Below are 21609 nucleotides of genomic sequence, written 5' to 3' on the forward strand. Positions count from 1 at the left end.
CACCTTCCCTGCGTCAGCTGCCGGTCGCGTCGAGGTGCGTGCCGCCCGGTCGGCCCCCTCGACCGGCAGCCGCGCTCCACCCGGGATCCGGTCGGGAGCCGGGTCGAGCGCCGTCATGCACGTATCACCCGCGTGCCCGTCTGCTCGATCTCCTCGGCGAGCTCGAGGTCCAGATCGGTGTCGGTGATCACCGTGTCCACCGCGGACAGCGGGGCGACGTGCGCGAACTCCGAGCGCCCGATCTTGGTGTGGTCGGCCAGGACGACCGTCCGTCGCGCAGCGGCGACCAGGGCGCGCTTCACGCCGGCCTCCACGAGGTCCGGGGTCGTCAGCCCCTGCTCCACCGTCAGCCCGTTGATGCCCAGGAAGACGACGTCGGCGTACACGTCGCGCACGTCACGCTCGGTCCAGGTGCCCACCGCGGCGAGAGTCCGGCCGCGGATCACCCCACCCAGCAGATGCACCGAGAGGTGGGGCCGACCGGCCAGGGCCATCGCGATCGGCAGCCCGTGGGTCACCACGGTGAGCTCGCGATCCGCGGGCAGCAGCTCGGCGAGCCTGGCCGTCGTGGTCCCGGCGTCCAGGATGATCGCTCCCCCGTCGGGGAGCTCGTCCAGCGCCGCCCGGGCGATGCGCTCCTTCTGCGCGGCCATCACTGCCTCGCGCTCGGAGACCGCCGGCTCGAAGCCGAGGCGCTCGACCGGGATCGCGCCACCGTGGACCCGATGCAGCAGGCCGCGACGCTCCAGGGCCGTGAGGTCGCGACGCACCGTCTCAGGTGTGACGTCGAGCTGGTCGGCGAGCTCACGCACCTCGACCCTGCCGTCCAGTCGCGCCTTGCTGAGGATCTCCTGCTGCCGCTCCGTCGCGTACACGCGTGCCTCCTAGTGCGGGGTGTAGGGCGAGACCACGACCTCCACCCGCTGGAACTCCTTGAGGTCGGAGTACCCCGTGGTCGCCATCGCCCGGCGCAGCGCCCCGATGAGGTTGAGCGTGCCGTCCGCCTGCCGTCCGGGCCCGAACAGGATCTCCTCGAGCGTGCCCGCGGTGCCGACCTCGACGCGCTCGCCGCGCGGCAGCTCGGGATGGTGCGCCTCGGGACCCCAGTGCCAGCCCCGTCCCGGCGCCTCGACCGCGCGCGCCAGGGTCGCGCCGACCATCACCGCGTCGGCGCCGCAGGCCACCGCCTTGACCAGGTCGCCCGATCGGCCGACCCCGCCGTCGGCGATGACGTGCACGTACCGACCGCCAGACTCGTCGAGGTAGTCCCGCCGCGCGGCGGCCACGTCGGCCACCGCCGTGGCCATCGGCGCGTGGATGCCCAACGAGACGCGGGTGGTGTGCGCGGCCCCGCCGCCGAACCCGACCAGCACACCCGCCGCGCCGGTGCGCATCAGGTGCAGCGCGGCGGTGTAGGTCGCCGCGCCGCCCACGATCACGGGCACGTCGAGCTCGTAGATGAACCGCTTGAGGTTGAGGGGCTCGGCGCGTCCCGACACGTGCTCGGCGGACACCGTGGTGCCACGGATCACGAACAGGTCGACGCCGGCGTCCACCACCGCGCGCCACAGCTGCTGGGTGCGCTGCGGCGACAGGGCACCGGCGACGGTGACACCCGCGGCCCTGACCTCGGCCAACCGCGCGGAGATCAGCTCCGGGATGATGGGTGCCGAGTAGATCTCCTGCATCCGGGACGTGGCCCGCTCCGGCGGCAGGGCGGCGATCTCGTCCAGCAGCGGGGCCGGGTCCTCGTACCGGGTCCACAGACCCTCCAGGTCGAGCACGCCCAGGCCGCCCGCCTGCCCGAGCGCGACGGCGGTCGCGGGGCTCATCACCGAGTCCATCGGCGCCGCGACGATCGGCAGGCCGAAGTGGTAGGCGTCGATCTGCCAGGAGACCGAGACCTCCTCCGGGTCCCGCGTGCGACGCGAGGGCACGACGGCCACGTCGTCGAACGAGTACGCGCGGCGCCCGCGCTTGCCACGGCCGATCTCGATCTCGTTGCTCACCGGGCCAGGCTAGCGGCGCACGGCGGGTGGCCGCGGGGACGTCCTTCCGGCGAGGTTCGCGGGCCTCAGGCGGCAAGCTGTGCGAGCGCCTGGTCGAACGCCCCCAGGTCGTCGGGCCGGCGGCAGGTGAGCAATGGGTAACGCTCCCCGGAGAGCACGATCGGCTCGTCGACCCACGACGCTCCGGCGTTGCGGATGTCCGTCGCGAGGCTCGGGTACGAGGTGAGTTGCTTGCCCTCGACGACGTCGGCCTCGACGAGCAGCCAGGCACCGTGACAGATCGCCGCGACCGGCTTGCCCGCCTTGGCCATCTCCCGGACCAGTCGGACGCTGTCCGGATCGGTCCGCAACGCGTCGGCGTTGAGGGGGCCACCGGGGATCACCAGCAGGTCGAGGTCCCCCTGACGGACGCGGTCCACCGGCCGATCCACCCGGTAGACCCCGGCAGGGGCGACGTCGTGCACGACCGTCAGCACGTTCCCCGGGCCGGGCGCGAGCAGCACCGGTCGGCCGCCGGCGAGCTGCACGGTCCGCCACGGCTGGGTCAGCTCGGCGTCCTCGACACCGGCATGGCTGGTGAGAAAGCCCACCGTCCGGCCAGCCAGCACGCCACCTCCCTCGACGTCGTGATCGAAGGATGCCGCCACCGCGCCGGGACCGCATCCCGGCGTGGCGCGCCGGGCTCTGTCGGAGGCTGCTGGCACAGTGGCGAACGAGGGGCCGGCGGGGCCCGGTCGAGGAGGTCGGCGATGGGCTGGATCGACGAGCCGCTCGTCGGGTTCGACACGGAGACGACAGGCGTGGACGTCGACCGGGACCGCATCGTCACCGCGGCGCTCGTCCGCCGCACCGCCACCGGGACCCGGACCAGCCGGTGGCTGATCGACCCCGGGGTCGAGATCCCCGCCGCCGCCACCGCCGTGCACGGCATCACCACCGAGCACGCCCGCGCGCACGGATGCGCACCGCGGGAGGCCCTGGGCGAGATCGCCACGGCCCTCGCCGACGCCGTCACGCGGGCCGAGCCGATCGTCGCCTTCAACGCCTCGTTCGACCTCACGCTGCTGGACGCGGAGCTGCGCCGGCACGGCCTGCCCACGATGCCGGAGCGGCTCGGGCACCCGGTGCGGGCGGTGCTCGACCCGCTCGTGCTGGACCGCCACGTCGACCGGTACCGTCGCGGCAAGCGCCGGCTGGGCGACCTGTGCACGCACTACGGCGTGCTGGCGGACGGCCTGCACAGCGCCGACGTCGACGTGATCGCCACGCTCGACGTGCTGGCCGCGATGGCGCTGGCCCACCCGCACCTCGCCACGACGGACCTGGACACGCTGCACGAGCGCCAGGTCGACGCGCACCGGCTGTGGGCCGAGTCCTTCAACGCGTGGCGACGGTCCCAGGGGCTGGCGGGGCCGGGCGCAGAGCTGCACTGGCCGTGCCGGACGGTCACGACCGACCGGGCAGGTGGCGCGCGGGTCGCCTAGGGCGCACTCCGCACCTCGTCGATCCGCCTCGCCCTCGATGCGATCGCGGCCCCATTGCCGCAGGGTCTGACCGCGGCCACGGGCGCGCGGATCGCGGATCGCGGATCGCGGATCGCGGAAAGCGGATCGAGCGTGCTTGAGCAGCCGGCGCGGTTCATGTGACAGGGGTGGCGGACGGGGCAGGTGAGGCAGCGGCTCCGTCCCTGCCGCGCCCTTGAACCGCGTGGGCGGCTCGCCGACGCCGTCGGGCACCTCGCTCTGGCGGCGGCCGACGCGGCGAAGCGGGTCGGAGCCACGGATCAGCGTCCACACTGTGGACCGCCCCGCACGGAAGGGTGTCTGAGCGCCGCCTCGCCGCGTGGGGCGCCGGGACCACGTCGCCGGACACGGCCCGCCGAGCGCTCATCGGTCCCGGGCGGGGGCGCGCATCACACCGCGATCGCACCGCAATCGCACTCGTAGGGCCTCGCCCGCACCGGGCCGCCGAGCGCGGTCGCGTCCGTCACTCTCCCTGCATCGCCGCGCGCAGCAGTGACGCGGTGCCCGGCTCGGCCGCGACCACGAGCGGCCCACGCCACCGCCCGACCGGCCGGTAGTCCGCTCCGTCGATGCCGACCACCGCTCCGCCCAGCTCGCGCACGAGCACCGTCCCCGGTGCGTGGTCCCACGGCCAGCCACCCCAGTAGCCGAGGCCGTCCAGGGTGCCCCCGGCGACGTCACCGTAGAACCGCCCGCACCACAACGGTCCCTCGACGGCCAGGTCGAGCCCGGGGAGGGCCGTCGCGTCGGGACGGCCACCCCGGCGGGGCGAGACGCGTACCCGTGGCACCTCGGGGCGTGCGGGGGGCGCCACCCGCGTGCCGTCGCGGAAGACCCCCGATCCGCGCTCGCCGACCCAGGTCGTCGCGCGGGAGGGCAGGCAGATCCAGCCGGCGACCGGTTCGCCGCGGACCACGAGCGCGACCATGACCGCGTAGTCGGGCCGCCCCTCGACGAACGCGCGGGTGCCGTCGATCGGGTCCACCACGAAGGCGGCCGCCGAGTCACCGAGAGCGTCGAGCACCGCCGGATCGGCCGCGACGGCCTCCTCCCCCACCACCGGGACGTCCGGGGCGATGGCCGTCAGGCCTTCCACGATGGCGGCCTCGGCCGCCGTGTCCACCACGGTCACCAGGTCGCCCGGTGCCTTGTCGGCCACGTCACCCGAGGCCAGGTGGCCGAACCGCGGGAGGACCACCTGGTAGGCGACGTGCTCCACGAGCGCGGTGACCGCGTCGACGTCGACCCTCATCGGCTGGAGTAGTTGGGCGCCTCGCGGATCATCTGCACGTCGTGCGGGTGCGACTCCTTGAGCCCGGCCGAGGTGATCCGCACGAACTTCCCGCGAGCCTGGAGCTCCGGGACCGTGCGGGCTCCGACGTAGAACATCGACTGGTGCAGGCCGCCGACGAGCTGGTGGGCGACCGCACCCAGCGGACCGCGGTACGGGACCTGGCCCTCGATGCCCTCGGTGATGATCTCGTCGTCGGACAGGTCGCCCTGGAAGTAGCGGTCCTTGGAGTAGGACCGCCGGTCCCCCCGGGACTGCATGGCGCCCAGCGACGCCATGCCGCGGTACCGCTTGTACTGCTTGCCGTTGACGAAGACCAGGTCCCCGGGCGACTCGTCGCAGCCGGCGAGCAACCCGCCGATCATCACCGAGTCCGCACCGGCGACGAGGGCCTTGGCGATGTCGCCGGAGTGCTGCAGACCACCGTCGCCGATCACGGGGACACCGGCGGGCTTGGCGGCCTTCGCGGCCTCGTAGATCGCGGTGACCTGGGGGACGCCGACACCCGCCACCACCCGCGTCGTGCAGATCGACCCCGGGCCGACACCGACCTTCACGGCGTCCACCCCGGCGTCCACGAGCGCCTGGGAACCCTCCCGGGTCGCGATGTTGCCGCCGATCACCTGCACGTGCCGGGTGCCCCGGTCGGACTTGATCCGCCGCACCATGTCCAGCATTTGGCGGGCGTGCCCGTTGGCGGTGTCCACGACGAGCACGTCGACGCCGGCCTCGACGAGCGCCGTGACCCGGTCCCACGCGTCGCCGAAGAACCCGACGGCGGCACCGACCCGCAGCCGACCCTCGGCGTCCTTGGTCGCGTGCGGGTACTTCTCCGACTTGGCGAAGTCCTTGACGGTGATCAGGCCCTCGAGACGGCCGGCGTCGTCGACCAGCGGGAGCTTCTCGACCTTGTGCTTGGCCAGGATCGCCTGGGCGTCCTGGCGAGCGATCCCGACCGGGGCTGTGACCAGGGGCATCGCCGTCATCGCGTCACGGACCCGCATGCGCGAGAAGTCGGCCGGGTCCAGGAACCGCAGGTCCCGGTTGGTGATGATCCCGACCAGGCGCCGATCGTCGTCGACCACCGGCAGGCCCGAGACACGGTAGGTGCCGCACAGCGCGTCGAGTTCGGCGAGCGTCGCATCGGGGCCGACGGTCACGGGGTCGGAGATCATCCCCGACTCCGAGCGCTTGACGAGGTCGACCTGGTGCGCCTGGTCGGCGATCGGCAGGTTGCGGTGCAGCACCCCGAGGCCGCCCTCCCGGGCGATCGCGATGGCCATGCGGGACTCGGTCACGGTGTCCATGGCCGCAGAGACCAACGGGATGCGCAGCGAGACGTCCCGGGTCAGCCGGGTGGTGGTGTCGACCTCACTCGGTACGACGTCGGTCTCGCCCGGCAGGAGCAGGACGTCGTCGTAGGTGAGGCCGACGAACGCGAAGGGGTCAGGGTCGGGGTGCGGGCTCACGCCACGATGGTACGCACCCGTCGGACCGGGCCCCGCGCGCGTCCGCGACGCTCAGCTGATCAGGCCGGTACGCAGGCCGATGGCGACCGCCTGCGCACGGTCGGAGGCACCGAGCTTGCGGAACAGCCGCCGGGCATGCGTCTTGACGGTGTCCTCGGACAGGAACAGGTCGGCGCCGATCTGCGCGTTGGAGCGCCCGTGGCTCATGCCCGACAGGACCTCGAGCTCCCGGCGGGTCAGCTCACCGGTCGGCGCAGGGCGGGTGCGCGTGGCGGTCGCCCCCGTCGCGCTGTCCGAGAGCCCGGGCGGCGTGACCTGGGCCTGCTGCGGGACCGCGGACAGACCGTGGGCCACGACGGCGGCGAGCTCGCTACGGTCGACGTCGGGTGGCAGGTACCCACGCGCGCCGAGCGCCATCGCCCGGTCCAGCGTGATCTCGTCGCCGGGCACGGCCAGCATGATGACGGTCGCGTCGGCGCCCAGGCCGCGGATGCGGCGCAGCGCCTCGACAGCGCCGACCCCGGGCAGGTGTGCGTCGAGCAGCACGAGGGCGGGTGCGGTCCGGCGAACCAGGGCCACGAGCTCCTCCGCCGTGGCGGCTGCTCGGGCCGGTGCCAGCGAGGGCACCCCGTGGGCGGCGGCGACGATGCGATCGCGCACGCCTGCCGAACCGTGGCAGACGATGACGCCGCTCATCGATCACCCCTCCCGTGGGCCACCACGGCGCTGAGCCCGGTGGGCGCGGCTCCCTGCCGCGCACTGTGCTCATCGGCCGACGGGGCCCGGGACCTTAGCGCCGTAGCGGGTGAGAACCCGCGCGAGCGCTGCACCGGACGCCGGCCGGGTGTGGTCGCGAGTGGGGTGCGGTAGCGGGCCGGGTGAGGGTCGGCGGGTACTGCGTCTCAGGACAGCACGGCGGCGACTTCGTAGCACGCACCGGCGAGGCTGCGGACACGGTGCACGCGCAGGCCGTCGGGGACGGGGCCGCGGCCCTCTTCGTGCCAGAAGACCATCAGGTCGTCCGCGCCGTCGAGGCGGCGCACCAGGTCGACCGCGTCCGGCGTACCCCGATGGCCCGCGTGCACCACGAGCACCTGGGCGCGTGCCCGGGCGACGGCCTCGGCGGCCGTCTCCGGGGTGCCGCCGACCAGCACCGACGCGGGCACCCCGCGCCCTGACAGTGCACCGGCGAGCACGTGCGCCTCGAGGTCCGTCGCGGCCCCGGTCGGCGCCACCAGTGCCACGGGGGCGGCGGGGACGTCCTCGGCCGTGCGCGTGGCGAGCGCCACGGAGCGGCTGCGCAGCTCGGCGTAGCAGGAGGCCTCCAGCCGGTGGCACGAGCTCTCGCCGGCCCGCTCGAGGACCGGCTCCGCCGCCAACGTCGACATCGCGGGTCGCACGAGCGTGGCGTACCACTCCAACGGGTCGCGCGGGTGCACGCGTGCGAGCATCCACCGCACGGCGGCGTTGTCACCGTGCCGGGCCGCCGCGACCAGGGCGTCGGGGTCCGGGGGCATCTCTGCGTCGGCGTAGGCGTCCAGGACGTCCAGCTCCGAAGGGGCGGCCTCCTGCCGCGGCGTGCTCAGGGCCGTGCGCGCGGCCTCGCCGGGCGCCACGCCCTCGAGCGTGAGCCGGCGCATCGTCAGCAGGCGTGCCAGGTCGTCCGGCGAATACCGCCGGTGCGCGCCGGCGGAGTGCTCGCTGGGGCCCAGGCCGTAGCGGCGGTCCCACGTGCGCAAGGTGGCCGGGGCGATGCCGAGGCGTCGGGCGACTGCCGCGACACTCAGTGCCGCCTCGGGCTGCTCGCTCACTGCGTCCCCCGCAGCGGGCGGCCATCGATGCCGGTCATGGCGCGATTCTGCCCAACCTCCGGCGCGCTTGCCACCAGGATCGCGGGGGAATCGCGTCATTGCCGCGCCACAACCGCGTCGAGGCGGCCTGGCGACCCGGATCGCCACCACCGGGTCCGCGCGAGGGGCCGGTCTGTCCCGATCCGCCCGGCACTCCCAGGGGTTTCCCAGTGAATCAGAAGGAGATTCGAAGTGAAGCGGTTGTGTGGGGTCCTTGACGCGCTTCTGGCGCGGTTCTAGGTTGGTCAGCAACGTCGTCAGGCACGCACCACAGGAGGAAGCATGACGGAGATCTCTCGCCTTCCGGGCCCCGTGATGGACCTGTGGGACTGGCAGTACGAAGGAGCGTGCCGCGAGGCAGACCCCACCTTGTTCTTCCACCCGGAGGGCGAGCGTGGCGCCGCTCGCCGCCGCCGCGCCGCGGCCGCCAAGGCGGTCTGCGCCGAGTGCCCCGTCATCGATCAGTGCCGCGAGCACTCCTTCCAGGTCCGCGAGCCCTACGGGGTCTGGGGCGGCCTGTCGGAGGACGAGCGGGCAATGGTCCTGTCCCAACGCCTGCGGCGCGCGAGCTGACCGCCGCAGCCACCTGCACCAGCAGCGAGGCCCCGGACCGAGAAGGTCCGGGGCCTCGCTGCTTGCGGCTCGCCGGCTGACGACTCAGCGTCGTCAGGTTCAGCTGACGACTCAGCGTCGTCAGGTTCAGCTGACGACTCAGCCCGACGTCGTCAGGTTCAGCTGACGACCGCGAGGATGTCGCGGGCGGACAGGATGAGGAACTCCTCACCGCCGTACTTGACCTCGGTGCCGCCGTACTTGGAGTAGATGACCTTGTCACCGACGGCGACGTCGACCGGCACGCGCTGGCCCTTGTCGTCGATCCGGCCGGGACCCACCGCGAGGACCTCGCCCTCCTGGGGCTTCTCCTTCGCGGTGTCCGGGATGACCAGGCCGGACGCCGTCGTCTGCTCCGCCTCGAGCGTGCGGACGACGACCCGGTCCTCAAGCGGCTTGATGGAGACCGACACTGCGGACCTCCCCTTCACAGTCGTGGGAACGGATCATGGCCGCGGGCTCGGTCGCCCGTCGTCGCGGGTGCCGGTCGACCTGACCGTTGCGGCTGTTTGGCCCCGTGCGGAGCCAGGACAGCAATCTATGCGGCGGTTAGCACTCGGTCAACACGAGTGCCAGCGCGCCGTCACGTCGCGGTGCACCGCAGGGGCCCCGCCTGGCAGGATCGAACCATGGACGCCGCCGCCCTGACCCAGCTGCTCAGCCCCGAGGGGTGGGCCTTGCTCGGCGCGCTGCCCCCGTACGACGAGCGACTCGCGCTCGTGCTGTCCGAACGGCTGCGCTCGGAGGGCGTCGCGCCCGACCTCGTCGCCGCCGCCCTGACCCAGTCCCGGTTGCGCTCGGCCGGCCGCGCGAAGTTCGACGACTTCGCGGACGGCATGCTGTTCACCCAGGCGGGCCTGGAGCAGGCCACCCGCTTCAGCGTCGCGGCGCGGCACGCCCAGCGCTACGCCGCCGCGGGCTGCACCACGGTCGCGGACCTCACGTGCGGGATCGGCGGCGACTCCATGGCGCTGGCCGCTCTCGGGCTCGGCGTCGTCGCGATCGACTCCGACGAGCTCACCGCGGCCCTGGCCACCGTGAACCTCCGGCACTTCCCCGAGGCCGAGGTCCGGCACGGCGACGGCCTGACCACCGACCTCAGCGGGGTCGACGGACTGTTCGCCGACCCCGCGCGGCGCACCACCGCGGGCCGCCGCGCGCACGACCCTGCGGCCTACAGCCCGCCCCTGGACGCCGTGCTCGCGCTGCGCGAGAAGGTCCCGGCGCTCGGGGTCAAGGTCGGACCCGGCATCCCGCACGCCGCGCTGCCCGAGGACGCGGAGACGCAGTGGGTCAGCGTGGACCGGGACGTGGTGGAGGCCGGGCTGTGGTTCGGCCCGCTCGCCCCGGAGGGGCCGGGACGGGGCGCCCTGGTGCTGCGCGGCACCCGGGCGACCGCGGTGCGCGAACCCGCGGACGGGCTGCCGGAGGTGGACGCCGGGGCGCCCGCGACCTACCTGTACGAGCCGGACGGCGCCGTGATCCGGGCCGGTCTGGTCGCCATGGTCGCTGCCGAGGTGCAGGGCCGCCTGCTGGACCGCACCATCGCCTACGTGACCGCCGACCATCTGGTCCCCACCCCGCTGGCCACGGCCTACCGGGTGCTCGACGTCATGCCGTTCGGGCTCAAGCGACTGCGCACCGCGCTGCGCGAGCGCGGCGTGGGCCGGGTCACCATCAAGAAGCGCGGCACCGCCGTGGTGCCCGAGCAGCTACGCCGCCAGCTCGACCTGCGTGGCGACGCCGAAGCCACCGTGGTGCTCACCCGGGTGCGCGGTGCCCAGCAGGTGCTGCTCGTCGAGCCCGCCGGGGAGGAGCCGTGACGACGCACGTCCCGTTCGCCCGCTCCGAACGCTCCACGATCGGCGTGGAGTGGGAGCTCGCCCTGGTCGACACCGACTCGGGCGACCTCCGCCAGGTCGCCAAGACCGTGCTCGACGCGGTCGCCCCGCCGGGCGGTGGCGAGCACCCGACCATCAAGCAGGAGCTGCTGCTCAACACCGTCGAGATCGTGACCCGGGTGTGCCGGACCGTCGGCGAGGCCGGCCGCGACCTGCAGCGCTCGATCGAGGAGCTGCGGCGGGTGACCGACCCGTTGCGGGTGGAGCTGATGTGCGCCGGCACGCACCCGTTCGCGCGGTGGAGCCACCAGAAGGTCACCGACAAGCAGCGCTACGCGACCCTCATCGACCGCACGCAGTGGTGGGGTCGGCAGATGCTCATCTACGGCGTGCACGTGCACATCGGCATCGAGGACCGCGCGAAGGTGCTGCCGATCCTGCGGGCGATGCTCACCTACGTCCCGCACATCCAGGCCATGAGCGCGTCGTCGCCGTTCTGGGGCGGCAAGGACACCGGCTACGCGTCCAACCGCGCGCTGATGTTCCAGCAGCTGCCCACCGCCGGGCTGCCGTTCCAGTTCGAGACGTGGGAGCAGTTCGAGGCGTACGTGGCGGACATGCTGCACGTGGGCGTCATCGACGAGGTGGACGAGATCCGCTGGGACATCCGCCCCTCGCCGCGGTTCGGCACGCTGGAGATGCGGATCGCCGACGGGTCGCCCAACCTCACGGAGGTGCTGGCGTTCGCTGCGCTCATCCACTCCCTGGTCGAGCACTTCTCGACGATGCTCGACGAGGGCAAGGAGCTGCCCAGCCTGCCGCCGTGGTTCGTGCAGGAGAACAAGTGGCGCTCGGCGCGCTACGGCATGGACGCGATCATCATCCTGGACCGGCACGGCAACGAGGAGCTGGTCACCGACAACGTCGACAAGCTCCTGCGGACCCTGGAACCGACCTCCGAGCGGCTCGGCTGCCACGAGGAGCTGGGCCAGATCCGCACCATCCTGCGCAAGGGCGCCTCGTACCAGCGCCAGCGGGCCGTGGCCCGCCGCAACGACGGCGACCTGGGCGCAGTGGTCGGGTCGCTGGTCGCCGAGATGCGGGCGGGCCGACCGCTGTAGGACCGCCGGCGCGCGGGCCGGGCCCGGGCCCGCGCCGGACACCGGCGGCCCACGCGGCGAAGCGCCCCGCGCCCTCCGGAACGGTCCGCATCCCGGACGGCCGGTGCTGCGGCACCGTCGTCGGTGTGCCGTCGCCGCGTGGGGCGCCGCCCGGACCCCCTGCCCAGAGCTGCACGTCGATCACCGCCCCCTGCGAGCCGAGCCCGGCGCACTACTCTGCTCGACCACCTGGCCCCTGCGACGCCAGGCGAGACCCGCCGGCTGCACGCCACGGTCAGACCAGCACCTGGGTCAGCGGCATCGAGGAGTCGACCGGCAGGTCCAGCGGGGAGGGCGGCAGGTCGCGACGCAGCACCGCAGCACCGAGCGCGGCGATCATCGCGCCGTTGTCCGTGCAGTACTTGATGGGCGGGATCCGCACGTCGATGCCGGCCTCGGCACAGCGGGTCGCGGCCATGTCCCGCAGCTGGGAGTTGGCGGAGAACCCGCCGCCGACGATCAGGGTGTCCACGCCGTGCGCGCGGCACGCCGCGATGGTCTTGGCGGTCAGGACGTCGGACACCGCGTCGGAGAACGAGGCCGCGACGTCGTTGAGCGGGATCTCCTCGCCGGCGTCCTGCTTGGCCTCGACCCACCGCGCGACGGCGGTCTTCAGGCCCGAGAACGAGAAGTCGGTGGCGTGCTTCGCCTGGTCCTTGGCCGCGGTCAGGCCGCGCGGGAACCGGATCGCGGTGGGGTCGCCCTCGCGGGCGAGCCGGTCGATGTGCGGCCCGCCGGGGTAGGGCAGCCCGAGCAGCCGGCCGACCTTGTCGAACGCCTCGCCCGCCGCGTCGTCGAGCGTCTGGCCGAGCTCGGTGACGCCCACCGTGTCGTCGATCATCAGCAGGGAGGAGTGCCCACCGGAGACCACCAACGCCATCACCCGCTCGGGGAACGGCCCGTGCACGAGCTCGTCGACCACCGCATGGCCCACGACGTGGTTGACCCCGTACAGCGGCACCTCGAGCCCCACCGCGAGCGCCTTGGCCGCCGCCGCACCCACCGTGAGCGGCCCCACCAGGCCCGGCCCGGCCGTGACCGCGATCGCGTCCAGGTCGCTCAGCTCGACCTCGGCGCGCTCCAGCGCCGTGGTCACCACCGGGATCATCTGCTCCAGGTGAGCGCGCGAGGCGATCTCGGGGATGATCCCGCCGAACCTGGCGTGCTCGTCCATCGAGGATGCGACCACGTCGGCCAGCAGCTCGCTGCGCTCCGCGTCCAGCCGGACGACGGCGGCGCCCGTCTCGTCGCACGAGGTCTCCAGGCCCAGGACGAGTCGCGACATGGGACCAGCCTAGGTCCAGGTCGCCCCGATCTCCCCGCCGGACGGGAGAGCGCACCGCGATGGCCGTGGGCGCTCGCCGCTAGTGTGCCGCCCATGGGCAACGGCATCGTGGTCCTCGTCGTCGTGGGCCTGGCACTCATGGGTACCGTCACTTACCTGTCCTGGCTCAGCGCGAAGCGTAGGCGCGAGGCGCTCCAGGCCGTCGCGGCCCAACGCGGCTGGCGCTACGCGGCCAGGGACGACGCCTGGGTCGACGCGTTCGACGGCGAGCCCTTCGGAACGGGGCACAGCAGGCGCGCCACCAACGTCCTGCGCGGCGAGTACGACGGGCGCGGCTTCGTGGCGTTCGACTACGTCTACTCCACCACCGAGTCGTCGACCGACGCCCAGGGCCGCACCACCTCACGCGAGCAGTCGCACCCCTTCACCGTGATCGCCGTCGACACCGGGTTCGTGCTGCCCTCGCTGCACGTGACGCCCGAGACGTTCTTCGCCCGGACGGTCGGCCGGCTCGTGATCCGCGACATCCAGTTCGAGTCCGAGGAGTTCAACCGGGCCTTCACCGTGCAGTGCCCGGACCGGAAGTTCGCCTTCGACGTGCTGCACCCCCGCATGATGGAGTTCCTGCTCGCGCACCGGGACGCCGCGTTCCGGTGCGACCGTGGCCACGTCCTGGCCGTGCGAGAGGGACGCGCCTCGGTCGCGCAGATCGACGACTCCCTCGCCCTGGTCGACGCGGTGCTCGACCGGATCCCGGAGTTCGTCTGGCGTGACGCCCGCGGAGCCTGACGCCCGAGGGCCGCGACGACGGCGCGCCGGCGTAGTCATCCCATGTCCGGGAATTCCGCGCGGGTGGTGCACCGTTCAACCCCCCGTGACGACCACCACGGAACCCACGCTGACCACCGTCGAGCAGATCTTCCACGAGGGCCGCTCCGCCCGAGCGTGGTCGACCCAGCCGGTCGACGACGCCCTGGTGCGCCGCGTGTACGACACGGTCCGGTGGGGACCGACGCTCATGAACACCTCGCCGCTGCGGCTGCTGCTGGTCCGCTCGCCCGAGGCCCGCGAGCGCCTGGTGAGCCACATGGCCGAGGGCAACCGCGAGCGGGTTCGTAGCGCGCCGCTGGCCGTCGTGGTCGCCGCGGATGCCGACTTCCACGAGCACCTGGACGCCCTGGTGCCGCACGTCCCCGGGGCACGCGACCGGTTCGCCGACGAGGCCACCCGCGCCCGGATCGCACGCGAGCAGGCCTGGCTGCAGGCCGGGTACCTCGTGGTGGGCCTGCGCTCGGAAGGCTTGGACGTCGGCCCGATGTCCGGGATGGACGCCGCCGGCATCGACGCCGACCTCCTGGGCGGTACCGCGTGGCACTCGCTCATGGTGCTCAACCTCGGCTATCCCGCGGCCGAGGAGGCCGCGTTCCCGCGCGCGCCGCGCCTGGAGTTCGACGCTGCCGCCGCGGTCGCCTGACCGTCACAGCTCCAGGCGCATCGTCCAGGCGTCGACGTCCTCGGGCTGGTAGTAGCGACGCCGGCGCGTGAGGATCTCGAACCCCTCGGACCGGTACAGCGCGATCGCCGGCTCGTTGTCCACCCGCACCTCGAGGAAGAGGGCCTGAGCGCGGTCCGACCTGGCCCGGTCCAGCAGCGTGCGCAGCAGGGCGCGCCCCCAGCCCCGGTGCTGGGCCCGGGTGGACACCGCCAGCGTCATCACCTGGGAGACGTCGCCGTCGAACCAGGAGCCCGCGTAAGCAGCGAGGCCGGCCTCGTCGTCGATGCCCACGTAGTAGCGGCCGAAGGCGTCGAGCTCCTCGCGGATCATCACCTCGGGCCAGGCGGACCGCTCGAACAGCTCGCGTTCGAGGGCGGCGACCGCGGGCACGTCGGCCGGGGTCAGCGGGCGCACGACGGGCACCGCGCCGGACGCGGGCGCGAGCGGAGCGCCGGCGGTGGGCTCGCCGGCCGGCCCGGGTGCGAGCTCGTCGGCCATGCGGTCAGCCGGTGACCCGCTTGCCCGCCCCGGGCGGCGCGGCGTCGGGCCGCCGCAGGTACAGCGGTTCGGTCGGCACGGCCACCCCTCGGGCGGCGCGGTCCACGGCCAGGCGCGCAAGCACCGCCGGGTCGACGGAGTGCGGCGGGCTCGCGGGCAGACCCACGACGTCTGCGACGGCGACGGCAGCGGGACCGACCAGGAGCGTCGCCCCCCCGCGCGACACGTCGGCAGGGTGCAGCACGGCCAGGGGCTCGACCGCCTCGACCTCGTTGCCCGGCGCGGCGCGGAACCGGCCCACGTAGACCTCCTTGCGCCGCGCGTCGGAGACCACGAGCGCCTCGGCGTCGACCGATGCGTCGGCAAGGGACTGCGCCGCTAGCACCTCCAGGCTCCCCACGCCGTGCACCGGCACGCCCACCGCGAGCGCGAGGCTGCGGGCCGTGACCAGCCCTGCCCGCAGCCCGGTGAACGGCGCCGGGCCGGTCCCCACCGCGATCGCGTCCAGGTCCCGGGGCCGGGCCCCGGCCTCGGCGAGGGCCTCGGCGATCAGCGGGCTGAGCAGCTCGGCGTGCCGGCGCTGCTCGTGGGCGGACCGCGCAGCCACGGCCGCGCCGTCCCGCACGAGAGCCACGGCGATGTCGGCGGAGGTGTCGAGGGCGAGGACCAGCACGCCCCCATCCTGGCATCGGTCGGCCCCGCCGGCCCACGGGGTCGCGAACCGGCGCCGTCGCGACGTGGATAGGGTGCGAAGGGAAGGGAGTCGCCATGCGTGTGGTCGTCATCGGCGGGACCGGGCACGTCGGATCGTTCCTGGTGCCGCGTCTGGTCCGAGGCGGGCACGACGTGGTCGTCATCAGCCGCGGCGCGTCGACGCCGTACACGGACGACCCGGAGTGGACCGACGTCGAGCGGGTCACGGCGGACCGAGCCGACGAGGACCGCACGGGAGTCTTCGCGGACCGCGTCGCGGCGCTGCGCGCGGACGCGGTGATCGACCTGGTGTGCTTCACGCTGGAGTCCGCCACGGCCCTCGTGCAGCGCCTGCGTGGCGAGGTGGGCCACCTCCTCCACTGCGGGTCGGTGTGGCGGGCCGGTCCCAGCCACGTGCTGCCGGTGTCCGAGGAGAACGCGACGCCGCCCTTCGGCCGGTACGGGGTCCAGAAGGACCTCATCGCGCGGATGCTCAAGGAGGAGACCGCCCGGGGCGGCCTGGTGACCACCTCGCTGCACCCGGGTCACATCAGCGGCCCCGGTTGGGTCCCGATCGGACCGACCGGGAACCTCGACACGTCGGTGTGGACGACCCTGTCGGCCGGGCTGCCGCTGCAGGTCCCGGGACTGGGCGCCGAGACCATGCACCACGTGCACGCCGACGACGTGGCCCAGGCGTTCGAGCGTGCCCTCGCACACCGCGACGCCGCCGCCGGTGAGGACTTCTTCATCACCGCCCCGGACGCGTGGAGCGTCCGAGGCTACGCCGAGCTGGGTGCGTCGTGGTTCGGGCAGCGTGCGCACCTGGAGTCGGTGACGTGGGAGCAGTTCCGCGCCGGGCTGAGCGCGCAGGACGGCGAGGCGAGCTGGGAGCACCTGGTCCGCAGCCACGTGTTCACGATCGACAAGGCACGACGGCTCATCGGCTACGACCCGCAGCACTCCGCCGGGCAGACGGTGCTGGACGCTGTGCGCTGGCTCGTCGAGCACGGCTCCGTGCAGGTGGCGGCACCGCTGCTCGTCTGACCCCGCCGCTCAGGCCACCCGCGGTCACACGGGCGGCAGCGCGACCCCGGCCCACCGTTCGCCGACGCCGCGTACGGTGATCCGGCGTGGCACCGCGACGTCCTCACCGACAGCGGTCTCGGCGACCTCGCCGGCGTCGCCGCCGTGGCCGCGGTCCAGGGTGATCTCGAGCCGGTCGGCGCTGAGCACCTCGACCAGGCCCTCGCCCCACTCCACGACGGTGACGGAGTCCTCCAGCGAGGTGTCCAGGTCGAGCGCCTCGAGCTCGTCGAGGGAGCCCAGCCGGTACGCGTCGGCGTGCACGAGCGCCGGCCCCTCCTCGAGCGGCGGATGGACCCGCGCGATGATGAACGTCGGCGACGCGACCTGGCCGCGCACCCCCATCGCCTCGCCCAGGCCCTGGACCAGGGTCGTCTTGCCTGCTCCCAGCGGTCCGGTCAGCAGCACCAGGTCCCCCGCCCGCAGCACGGCGGCCAGGGCCCGACCGTAGGCCCGGGTGGCGGCGGGATCCGTCAGGGTGCCGACCCTCGCCTCGCCGCTCATGCGCGCTCCTCCAGGTAGACCCGCGGCACGCGGGCACCCACCCGCGTGACGATCTCGTAGGAGATGGTCCCCACCACCTCGGCCCAGTCCTGGGCAGTGGGTTCACCGTGCTCCCCGGGCCCGAACAGCACCACGGTGTCCCCCGCGGCCTCGGTCGCCCACGGCCCGAGGTCCAGCACGAACTGGTCCATGCACACCCGGCCGGCGACGCCCAGGCGCCGGTCACCGACCTGAACCGGGCCGCCCCACGCCGCGGCCGTGCCGGACGCGTGCCGGGGCACGCCGTCGGCGTACCCGATCGGCACGACGCCGAGCACCGTCTCGCGTGGCGTCGTGTAGGCGTGCCCGTAGGAGACCCCGTGCCCGGCCGGCACCCGCTTGGTCAGCGCGAGCTCAGCCTCGAGGCGCATCGCGGGCCGCAGGCCGTAGTCGGCCGGGCCGCCCAGGTGGGGCACGGGCGACAGGCCGTACACCGCCAACCCCGGACGGACCAGGTCGTAGTGCATCGAGGGATCGGTGAGCGTGGCCGCCGAGTTGGCCAGGTGCCGCACCTCCAGACGTGCGCCGCGCGACTCGGCGAGCGCGACCGCGTCGGCGAACACCTGGGTCTGCGCGCGCACGGTCGGGTGACCCGGGTCGTCGGCCCAGGCGAGGTGCGACCACAGCCCGACCATCCGACACAGTCCCTGTGCCTCCGCGGCGAGCACGGCGTCCAGGACGTCCGGCAGGTCGCGGGGCATCACGCCGCTGCGCCCCAGCCCGGTGTCGACCTTGACGTGCAGCCGCGCGGTCCGGCCGGTCGCGCGCACGGCGTCCAGGATCTCGCCGAGCATCCACGGCGCCCCGACGGACAGGTCCACGTCGGCGAGCAGCGCGTCGGCGAACCGGGCGCCCGGCGCGTAGAGCCAGCACAGCACGGGTGCCGTGATGCCGGCGGCCCGCAGCTCCAGCGCCTCGTCCAGCTGCGCCGTGCCCAGCCAGGCGGCGCCCCCGTCCAGGGCGGCCAGGGCGGCGGGGACCAACCCGTGCCCGTACCCGTCAGCCTTGACCACCGCGAGCACGCCGGCGTTGCCGGCACGCTCGTCCAGGGCGGCGACGTTGGAGCGGATGGCGGACAGGTCGACGACCGCACGGGCGGGGTAGGTCACGGCGCCCATCCTGGCAGGTCCCCGCCACGGCGGCTGAGCGGCCCCCGCGCCGAGCCCGGCCGCCCGGCCTAGTACTGCCCCTTGACGACGAAGAACGACCCGCGGATCGTGCCGGCGAGCTTGGACCGCTGGCGCGCGAACTTGAAGGCGGAGAGCTCCTCGGGGACCTCCATGCCGTCGGAGAGCTTGAAACCGACGGCACGCTTCTTGCCGTCCTCGAGGCTGTAGAGCACGTTGACCGACAGCCCGGACTCGTAGAACACGTAGGACCAGCGCACCCCGTCGACCTCGAAGGACGTCGCCTCCAGCGGGCGCGAGGCGATCACGATGCCGCGCTCCTCGGCAAGGATCCGATGGACGAGGTCGACGACGTCGGCCGCCTCCTGCGCCGGCGACACGGTGAAGACGTGGCCGTACTTGGTGCGGAAGTACCGCGCCTCGTTGGCGCGCAGCCCGGCGAGGGCGTCGGCGACGGGCGAGGACTCCAGGCCCACGGTGGAGACCTGCGCGAAGTCGACCTCCTGCGGCACGACGACCTCCCGATGTCGAGTGACACGTGGAGCGTACCCACCGTGGCCGGTTGCTCAGGTCACGACGAGCAGGGCGTACATCCCGGCGGCGTAGTGGCCCTCGATGTTGCACACCAGCTCGTAGCGGCCCGGACGCAGGTCGAGCGTGACCCACCCGCTGGCTCCCGGGGCGATGCCGTCGCCCGCCCCGGCCGCGTCGGTTGCGGACGCCTCGCCCAGACTGGCGGACTCGTCGACCGTTCCGTCCGGCCCGACGGTGCGCCGGCCGACCTGCTGACCGGCGGGCAGCGGGAGCACCACGAGCTCGTGGTCGACGGTGCCGACGTTGTCCAGCCGTAGCGTGACCGTACCGGCGGGTACGTCGGCGCGGTCCGGACGCAGGCGCATCGTGCCCATGCCCCAGCGCCGGTTGCCCATCATCCCGCGGCCGCCCATGTCCATCGCGACCACGTCGACGACGGTGCCGGGCAGGTCCGCGGAGCTGCCCGAGGCGTCCCGGCCCTGCCACGGCGCGACCTGTGACGTGCTCGTCCCGGCGCTGAGGCCGCCCCCGATCGCCCAGGCCACGGAGCCGACCAGGACGGCGACCGCAGCGACCAGCGCCGCGATCGTCCAGCCGCGCGCCCGCCGGGTCACTGAGGGTTGCCTCGACCCTCGAGCAGCGCCGCGCGCGTCGCGCGGTAGGTCTCCACGTCGATCTCACCGGCCGCCAGCCGGCGGTCCAGGATGTCCAGCGCCGAGCCGGGGCCGGAGCCGTGCGGCGCGGGTGGAGCGGCGGCCGGGGGAGCCGGCGGGACGGCGGGCGGCGGGGCCTGCTGCTGGGTCGAGCGTCCGGGCAGCAGCCGGACGACCAACCAGATGATCACCCCGAGCAGTGCGAGCCAGAACAGGCCCATGAACAACCAGCCGAACCCGGTCATGCCCCAGCCGTAGTCGTGCCAACCCATCATCGTGATTCCCCTTCCCGTGCCACCAGGATCGCGCCGACGCATGTGAGCAGGCCGGGAGAGCGATGAAGCATCCATGAAGATGTTCGGCTCCACCGGCCACCCGCGCCGCGACTCTCGTCGCTCACCCGAGCAGGTTCGCCAGCGTGCGCGGTACGGCGGCCGCGACCGCAGACGCGGTCACCGGCCCGCCGCCGGAGGCGTGGACCGCGGCACGCCCGTGCACCGAGGCGGCCACCGCCGCGGCCGCCGCCACGGTGTCCTCGTCGAGCCGCTCGCCGGGCGCCCGGGCGGCCAGTCCCGCGAGCAGCGCACCCAGCACACCCGCCAGGACGTCGCCGGCCCCCGCGGTGGCGAGCCAGCCCGTGCCGTCCGCAGCCGTCCACACGGTCCCGGCGCCGACGACGAGGGTCACCGCGCCCTTGAGAAGCACCACGGCGCCGGTGCGATCGTGCGCCTCGCGCGCCCACCGCAGGGGCTCCGCCTGCACGGCGTCCCGGTCCACGTCCACGCCACGGCCCTGCAGGAGCGTCGCGAGCTCCCCGGCGTGCGGCACCAGGACAGCACCCTCGGCGCTCCCCGGCAGCACCCCGAGCGCACCCGCGTCCACCACCACCGGGTGCCCCTCGCGCAGCGCCGCGGCCACCCGCTCCCCGGCGACGCCCCACCGGTCGTCGGTCAGGCCCGGGCCGATCACCCACGCCTGGACGCGGCCGTCGCCGACGACGACCTCGGGGTGGGCCGCGAGCACGGCGCGGGCCACCGGGTCGGGGCCGAGGTACCGCACCATCCCGGTGCCCGCGCCCTGCGCGCCTGCGACGCACAGCACCGCCGCGCCCGGGTAGCCCACCGACCCCGCGAGGACTCCGAGCACGCCGCGGCTGTACTTGTGGTCCGTCTCGCCCGGCACGGGCCAGAGCGCCGCGACGTCGGCCGCCTCGGGGCGGCGCACGGCAGGGCTCGCGCCGTGCACGGCGAGCATCGGGGTCAGACCCAGGTCCACGACGGTGGGCTGACCGGCCAGGTGGGCGGCGGGCGGCAGCAGCAGGCCGGGCTTGGCGACCCCGAACGACACCGTGCGGTCCGCCGGGAGCACCGGGCCGGGCAGCGCGCCGTCGTCCACCCCGATACCGCTGGGCACGTCGACCGCGATCACCGTGGGGCCACCCGTGCCGGCCTCGTCCAGCAGGCCGGTCAACAGCTCCACGAGCCCCGCGGCGGGCTCCCGCAGACCACCCCTGGCACCGATGCCCAGCAGCCCGTCCATCAGCACGTCGGCGGCGAACGCCTCGGCGACCGCGTCGCCGACCCACACCGGCTCACCGGGCGCGTCGTCGCCCACGGCGAGCACCCGGCCACCGGCCGCCCGCAGCGCGCCGACCCCGGCCTCGTGCACCGGCCCGAGCGCGACGGCCACGGCCGCGGCACCGCGCTGCGCCAGGGCGGCGAGGGCGAAGAGCGCGTCGCCCCCGTTGTTGCCGCGCCCGACCAGCGCCACGACGCTGCTGCCCGCGACCCGGACGCCTCGGGCCCGCAGCTCCTCGCGTACGACCCCGGCCAGCGCGGTCGCGGCGCGGTGCATGAGGCCGCCATGGAACCCCCGCTCGGCGGCGAGCAGCGGCTCCTCGGCGGCACGGACGTCGGCGGCGGTATAGGCGTCGATCACGG

At 74.1% G+C, this 21609-nt stretch carries 24 protein-coding genes; 7 read left to right on the forward strand and 17 right to left on the reverse strand.

All coding sequences use genetic code 11. The annotated features are described in order from the left end of the window. Positions 1 to 113 precede the first annotated feature (113 nt). The 3 genes from Q6348_RS00410 to Q6348_RS00420 all read right to left on the reverse strand — a co-directional run bounded on the left by Q6348_RS00410 (position 114) and on the right by Q6348_RS00420 (position 2617). Positions 114 to 875, reverse strand: coding sequence for a DeoR/GlpR family DNA-binding transcription regulator (locus tag Q6348_RS00410; protein WP_304599366.1), 762 nt, complete (start codon positions 873 to 875; stop codon positions 114 to 116). 9 nt (positions 876 to 884) lie between these two features. Next, positions 885 to 2009 (reverse strand): GuaB3 family IMP dehydrogenase-related protein, encoded by a 1125-nt coding sequence (locus tag Q6348_RS00415; RefSeq protein WP_304599367.1) that lies wholly within the window; start codon positions 2007 to 2009, stop codon positions 885 to 887. Between the two features lie 65 nt (positions 2010 to 2074). Continuing rightward, the gene (locus Q6348_RS00420; RefSeq protein ID WP_304599368.1) at positions 2075 to 2617 is read right to left on the reverse strand and encodes a DJ-1/PfpI family protein; all 543 of its coding nucleotides are present in this window, start codon (positions 2615 to 2617) and stop codon (positions 2075 to 2077) included. 141 nt (positions 2618 to 2758) lie between these two features. On the opposite strand from Q6348_RS00420, the gene Q6348_RS00425 reads away from it, so the two are divergent. After that, positions 2759 to 3493 carry an exonuclease domain-containing protein gene (locus Q6348_RS00425; protein ID WP_304599369.1) on the forward strand — a complete coding sequence of 245 codons (735 nt, stop codon included), beginning with the start codon at positions 2759 to 2761 and terminating at the stop codon, positions 3491 to 3493. 502 nt (positions 3494 to 3995) lie between these two features. On the opposite strand, the gene Q6348_RS00430 is transcribed toward Q6348_RS00425, so the two are convergent. The 4 genes from Q6348_RS00430 to Q6348_RS00445 form a co-directional block, all read right to left on the reverse strand. Beyond that, positions 3996 to 4784, reverse strand: a complete 789-nt coding sequence (locus tag Q6348_RS00430; protein WP_304599370.1) for an inositol monophosphatase family protein — start codon at positions 4782 to 4784, stop codon at positions 3996 to 3998. After that, positions 4781 to 6292 carry an IMP dehydrogenase gene (gene guaB, locus Q6348_RS00435; RefSeq protein WP_304599371.1) on the reverse strand — a complete coding sequence of 504 codons (1512 nt, stop codon included), beginning with the start codon at positions 6290 to 6292 and terminating at the stop codon, positions 4781 to 4783. Before guaB ends, Q6348_RS00430 begins: the two co-directional genes overlap by 4 nt. A gap of 51 nt (positions 6293 to 6343) precedes the next feature. After that, positions 6344 to 6988 carry a LuxR C-terminal-related transcriptional regulator gene (locus Q6348_RS00440; protein ID WP_304599372.1) on the reverse strand — a complete coding sequence of 215 codons (645 nt, stop codon included), beginning with the start codon at positions 6986 to 6988 and terminating at the stop codon, positions 6344 to 6346. A 206-nt stretch (positions 6989 to 7194) separates the two neighbouring features. After that, positions 7195 to 8202 carry a MerR family transcriptional regulator gene (locus Q6348_RS00445; RefSeq protein ID WP_304599373.1) on the reverse strand — a complete coding sequence of 336 codons (1008 nt, stop codon included), beginning with the start codon at positions 8200 to 8202 and terminating at the stop codon, positions 7195 to 7197. Positions 8203 to 8424: 222 nt separating this feature from the next. Between Q6348_RS00445 and Q6348_RS00450 the strand changes: the two genes are divergently transcribed. After that, positions 8425 to 8715 (forward strand): WhiB family transcriptional regulator, encoded by a 291-nt coding sequence (locus Q6348_RS00450; RefSeq protein ID WP_304599374.1) that lies wholly within the window; start codon positions 8425 to 8427, stop codon positions 8713 to 8715. A 158-nt stretch (positions 8716 to 8873) separates the two neighbouring features. Here the strand turns inward: Q6348_RS00450 and groES are convergent, their stop codons facing one another. Beyond that, on the reverse strand, positions 8874 to 9167 hold the full coding sequence (gene groES, locus Q6348_RS00455; RefSeq protein ID WP_304599375.1) for a co-chaperone GroES: 294 nt from the start codon (positions 9165 to 9167) through the stop codon (positions 8874 to 8876). A 216-nt stretch (positions 9168 to 9383) separates the two neighbouring features. Here groES and Q6348_RS00460 point away from each other — a divergent pair, with 216 nt between their 5' ends. Together Q6348_RS00460 and Q6348_RS00465 are read left to right on the forward strand one after the other, a co-directional pair. Then, a complete protein-coding gene (locus tag Q6348_RS00460) occupies positions 9384 to 10577 on the forward strand; it encodes a THUMP-like domain-containing protein (RefSeq protein ID WP_304599376.1) in 1194 nt (397 codons plus the stop codon). Further along, the gene (locus tag Q6348_RS00465) at positions 10574 to 11716 is read left to right on the forward strand and encodes a glutamate--cysteine ligase (protein WP_304599377.1); all 1143 of its coding nucleotides are present in this window, start codon (positions 10574 to 10576) and stop codon (positions 11714 to 11716) included. The genes Q6348_RS00460 and Q6348_RS00465 overlap by 4 nt, the downstream gene beginning before the upstream one ends. 274 nt (positions 11717 to 11990) lie before the next feature. Here the strand turns inward: Q6348_RS00465 and tsaD are convergent, their stop codons facing one another. Beyond that, a complete protein-coding gene (tsaD, locus tag Q6348_RS00470) occupies positions 11991 to 13040 on the reverse strand; it encodes a tRNA (adenosine(37)-N6)-threonylcarbamoyltransferase complex transferase subunit TsaD (protein ID WP_304599378.1) in 1050 nt (349 codons plus the stop codon). Between the two features lie 93 nt (positions 13041 to 13133). Between tsaD and Q6348_RS00475 the strand changes: the two genes are divergently transcribed. Together Q6348_RS00475 and Q6348_RS00480 are read left to right on the forward strand one after the other, a co-directional pair. After that, positions 13134 to 13829, forward strand: coding sequence for a DUF3137 domain-containing protein (locus Q6348_RS00475; protein ID WP_304599379.1), 696 nt, complete (start codon positions 13134 to 13136; stop codon positions 13827 to 13829). Positions 13830 to 13914: 85 nt separating this feature from the next. Further along, positions 13915 to 14514: a malonic semialdehyde reductase gene (locus Q6348_RS00480; protein ID WP_304599380.1), complete on the forward strand. Its 600-nt coding sequence runs from the start codon at positions 13915 to 13917 to the stop codon at positions 14512 to 14514. A gap of 3 nt (positions 14515 to 14517) precedes the next feature. Here Q6348_RS00480 and rimI read toward each other — a convergent pair whose 3' ends face one another. Both rimI and tsaB read right to left on the reverse strand, forming a co-directional pair. After that, on the reverse strand, positions 14518 to 15033 hold the full coding sequence (gene rimI / locus Q6348_RS00485; protein WP_304599381.1) for a ribosomal protein S18-alanine N-acetyltransferase: 516 nt from the start codon (positions 15031 to 15033) through the stop codon (positions 14518 to 14520). 4 nt (positions 15034 to 15037) lie between these two features. Then, positions 15038 to 15706, reverse strand: a complete 669-nt coding sequence (tsaB, locus tag Q6348_RS00490) for a tRNA (adenosine(37)-N6)-threonylcarbamoyltransferase complex dimerization subunit type 1 TsaB (protein ID WP_304599382.1) — start codon at positions 15704 to 15706, stop codon at positions 15038 to 15040. A gap of 95 nt (positions 15707 to 15801) precedes the next feature. Here tsaB and Q6348_RS00495 point away from each other — a divergent pair, with 95 nt between their 5' ends. Further along, on the forward strand, positions 15802 to 16773 hold the full coding sequence (locus Q6348_RS00495; RefSeq protein ID WP_304599383.1) for an NAD-dependent epimerase/dehydratase family protein: 972 nt from the start codon (positions 15802 to 15804) through the stop codon (positions 16771 to 16773). Between the two features lie 24 nt (positions 16774 to 16797). Here the strand turns inward: Q6348_RS00495 and tsaE are convergent, their stop codons facing one another. The 6 genes from tsaE to Q6348_RS00525 all read right to left on the reverse strand — a co-directional run bounded on the left by tsaE (position 16798) and on the right by Q6348_RS00525 (position 21607). Beyond that, positions 16798 to 17316 carry a tRNA (adenosine(37)-N6)-threonylcarbamoyltransferase complex ATPase subunit type 1 TsaE gene (gene tsaE, locus Q6348_RS00500; protein WP_304599384.1) on the reverse strand — a complete coding sequence of 173 codons (519 nt, stop codon included), beginning with the start codon at positions 17314 to 17316 and terminating at the stop codon, positions 16798 to 16800. Next, positions 17313 to 18473 carry an alanine racemase gene (alr, locus tag Q6348_RS00505; RefSeq protein ID WP_304599385.1) on the reverse strand — a complete coding sequence of 387 codons (1161 nt, stop codon included), beginning with the start codon at positions 18471 to 18473 and terminating at the stop codon, positions 17313 to 17315. The genes tsaE and alr overlap by 4 nt, the downstream gene beginning before the upstream one ends. 59 nt (positions 18474 to 18532) lie before the next feature. After that, positions 18533 to 18994 (reverse strand): DUF8821 family protein, encoded by a 462-nt coding sequence (locus tag Q6348_RS00510; RefSeq protein WP_304599386.1) that lies wholly within the window; start codon positions 18992 to 18994, stop codon positions 18533 to 18535. Between the two features lie 54 nt (positions 18995 to 19048). Continuing rightward, positions 19049 to 19630 carry a sulfocyanin-like copper-binding protein gene (locus tag Q6348_RS00515; RefSeq protein WP_304599387.1) on the reverse strand — a complete coding sequence of 194 codons (582 nt, stop codon included), beginning with the start codon at positions 19628 to 19630 and terminating at the stop codon, positions 19049 to 19051. Beyond that, a complete protein-coding gene (locus Q6348_RS00520; protein ID WP_304599388.1) occupies positions 19627 to 19944 on the reverse strand; it encodes an SHOCT domain-containing protein in 318 nt (105 codons plus the stop codon). The genes Q6348_RS00515 and Q6348_RS00520 overlap by 4 nt, the downstream gene beginning before the upstream one ends. Before the next feature lie 121 nt (positions 19945 to 20065). Further along, the gene (locus tag Q6348_RS00525) at positions 20066 to 21607 is read right to left on the reverse strand and encodes a bifunctional ADP-dependent NAD(P)H-hydrate dehydratase/NAD(P)H-hydrate epimerase (RefSeq protein WP_304599389.1); all 1542 of its coding nucleotides are present in this window, start codon (positions 21605 to 21607) and stop codon (positions 20066 to 20068) included. Positions 21608 to 21609: the final 2 nt, after the last annotated feature.

The organism is Actinotalea lenta (genome assembly GCF_030586465.1).
Classification (GTDB): Bacteria; Actinomycetota; Actinomycetes; order Actinomycetales; family Cellulomonadaceae; genus Actinotalea; species Actinotalea lenta.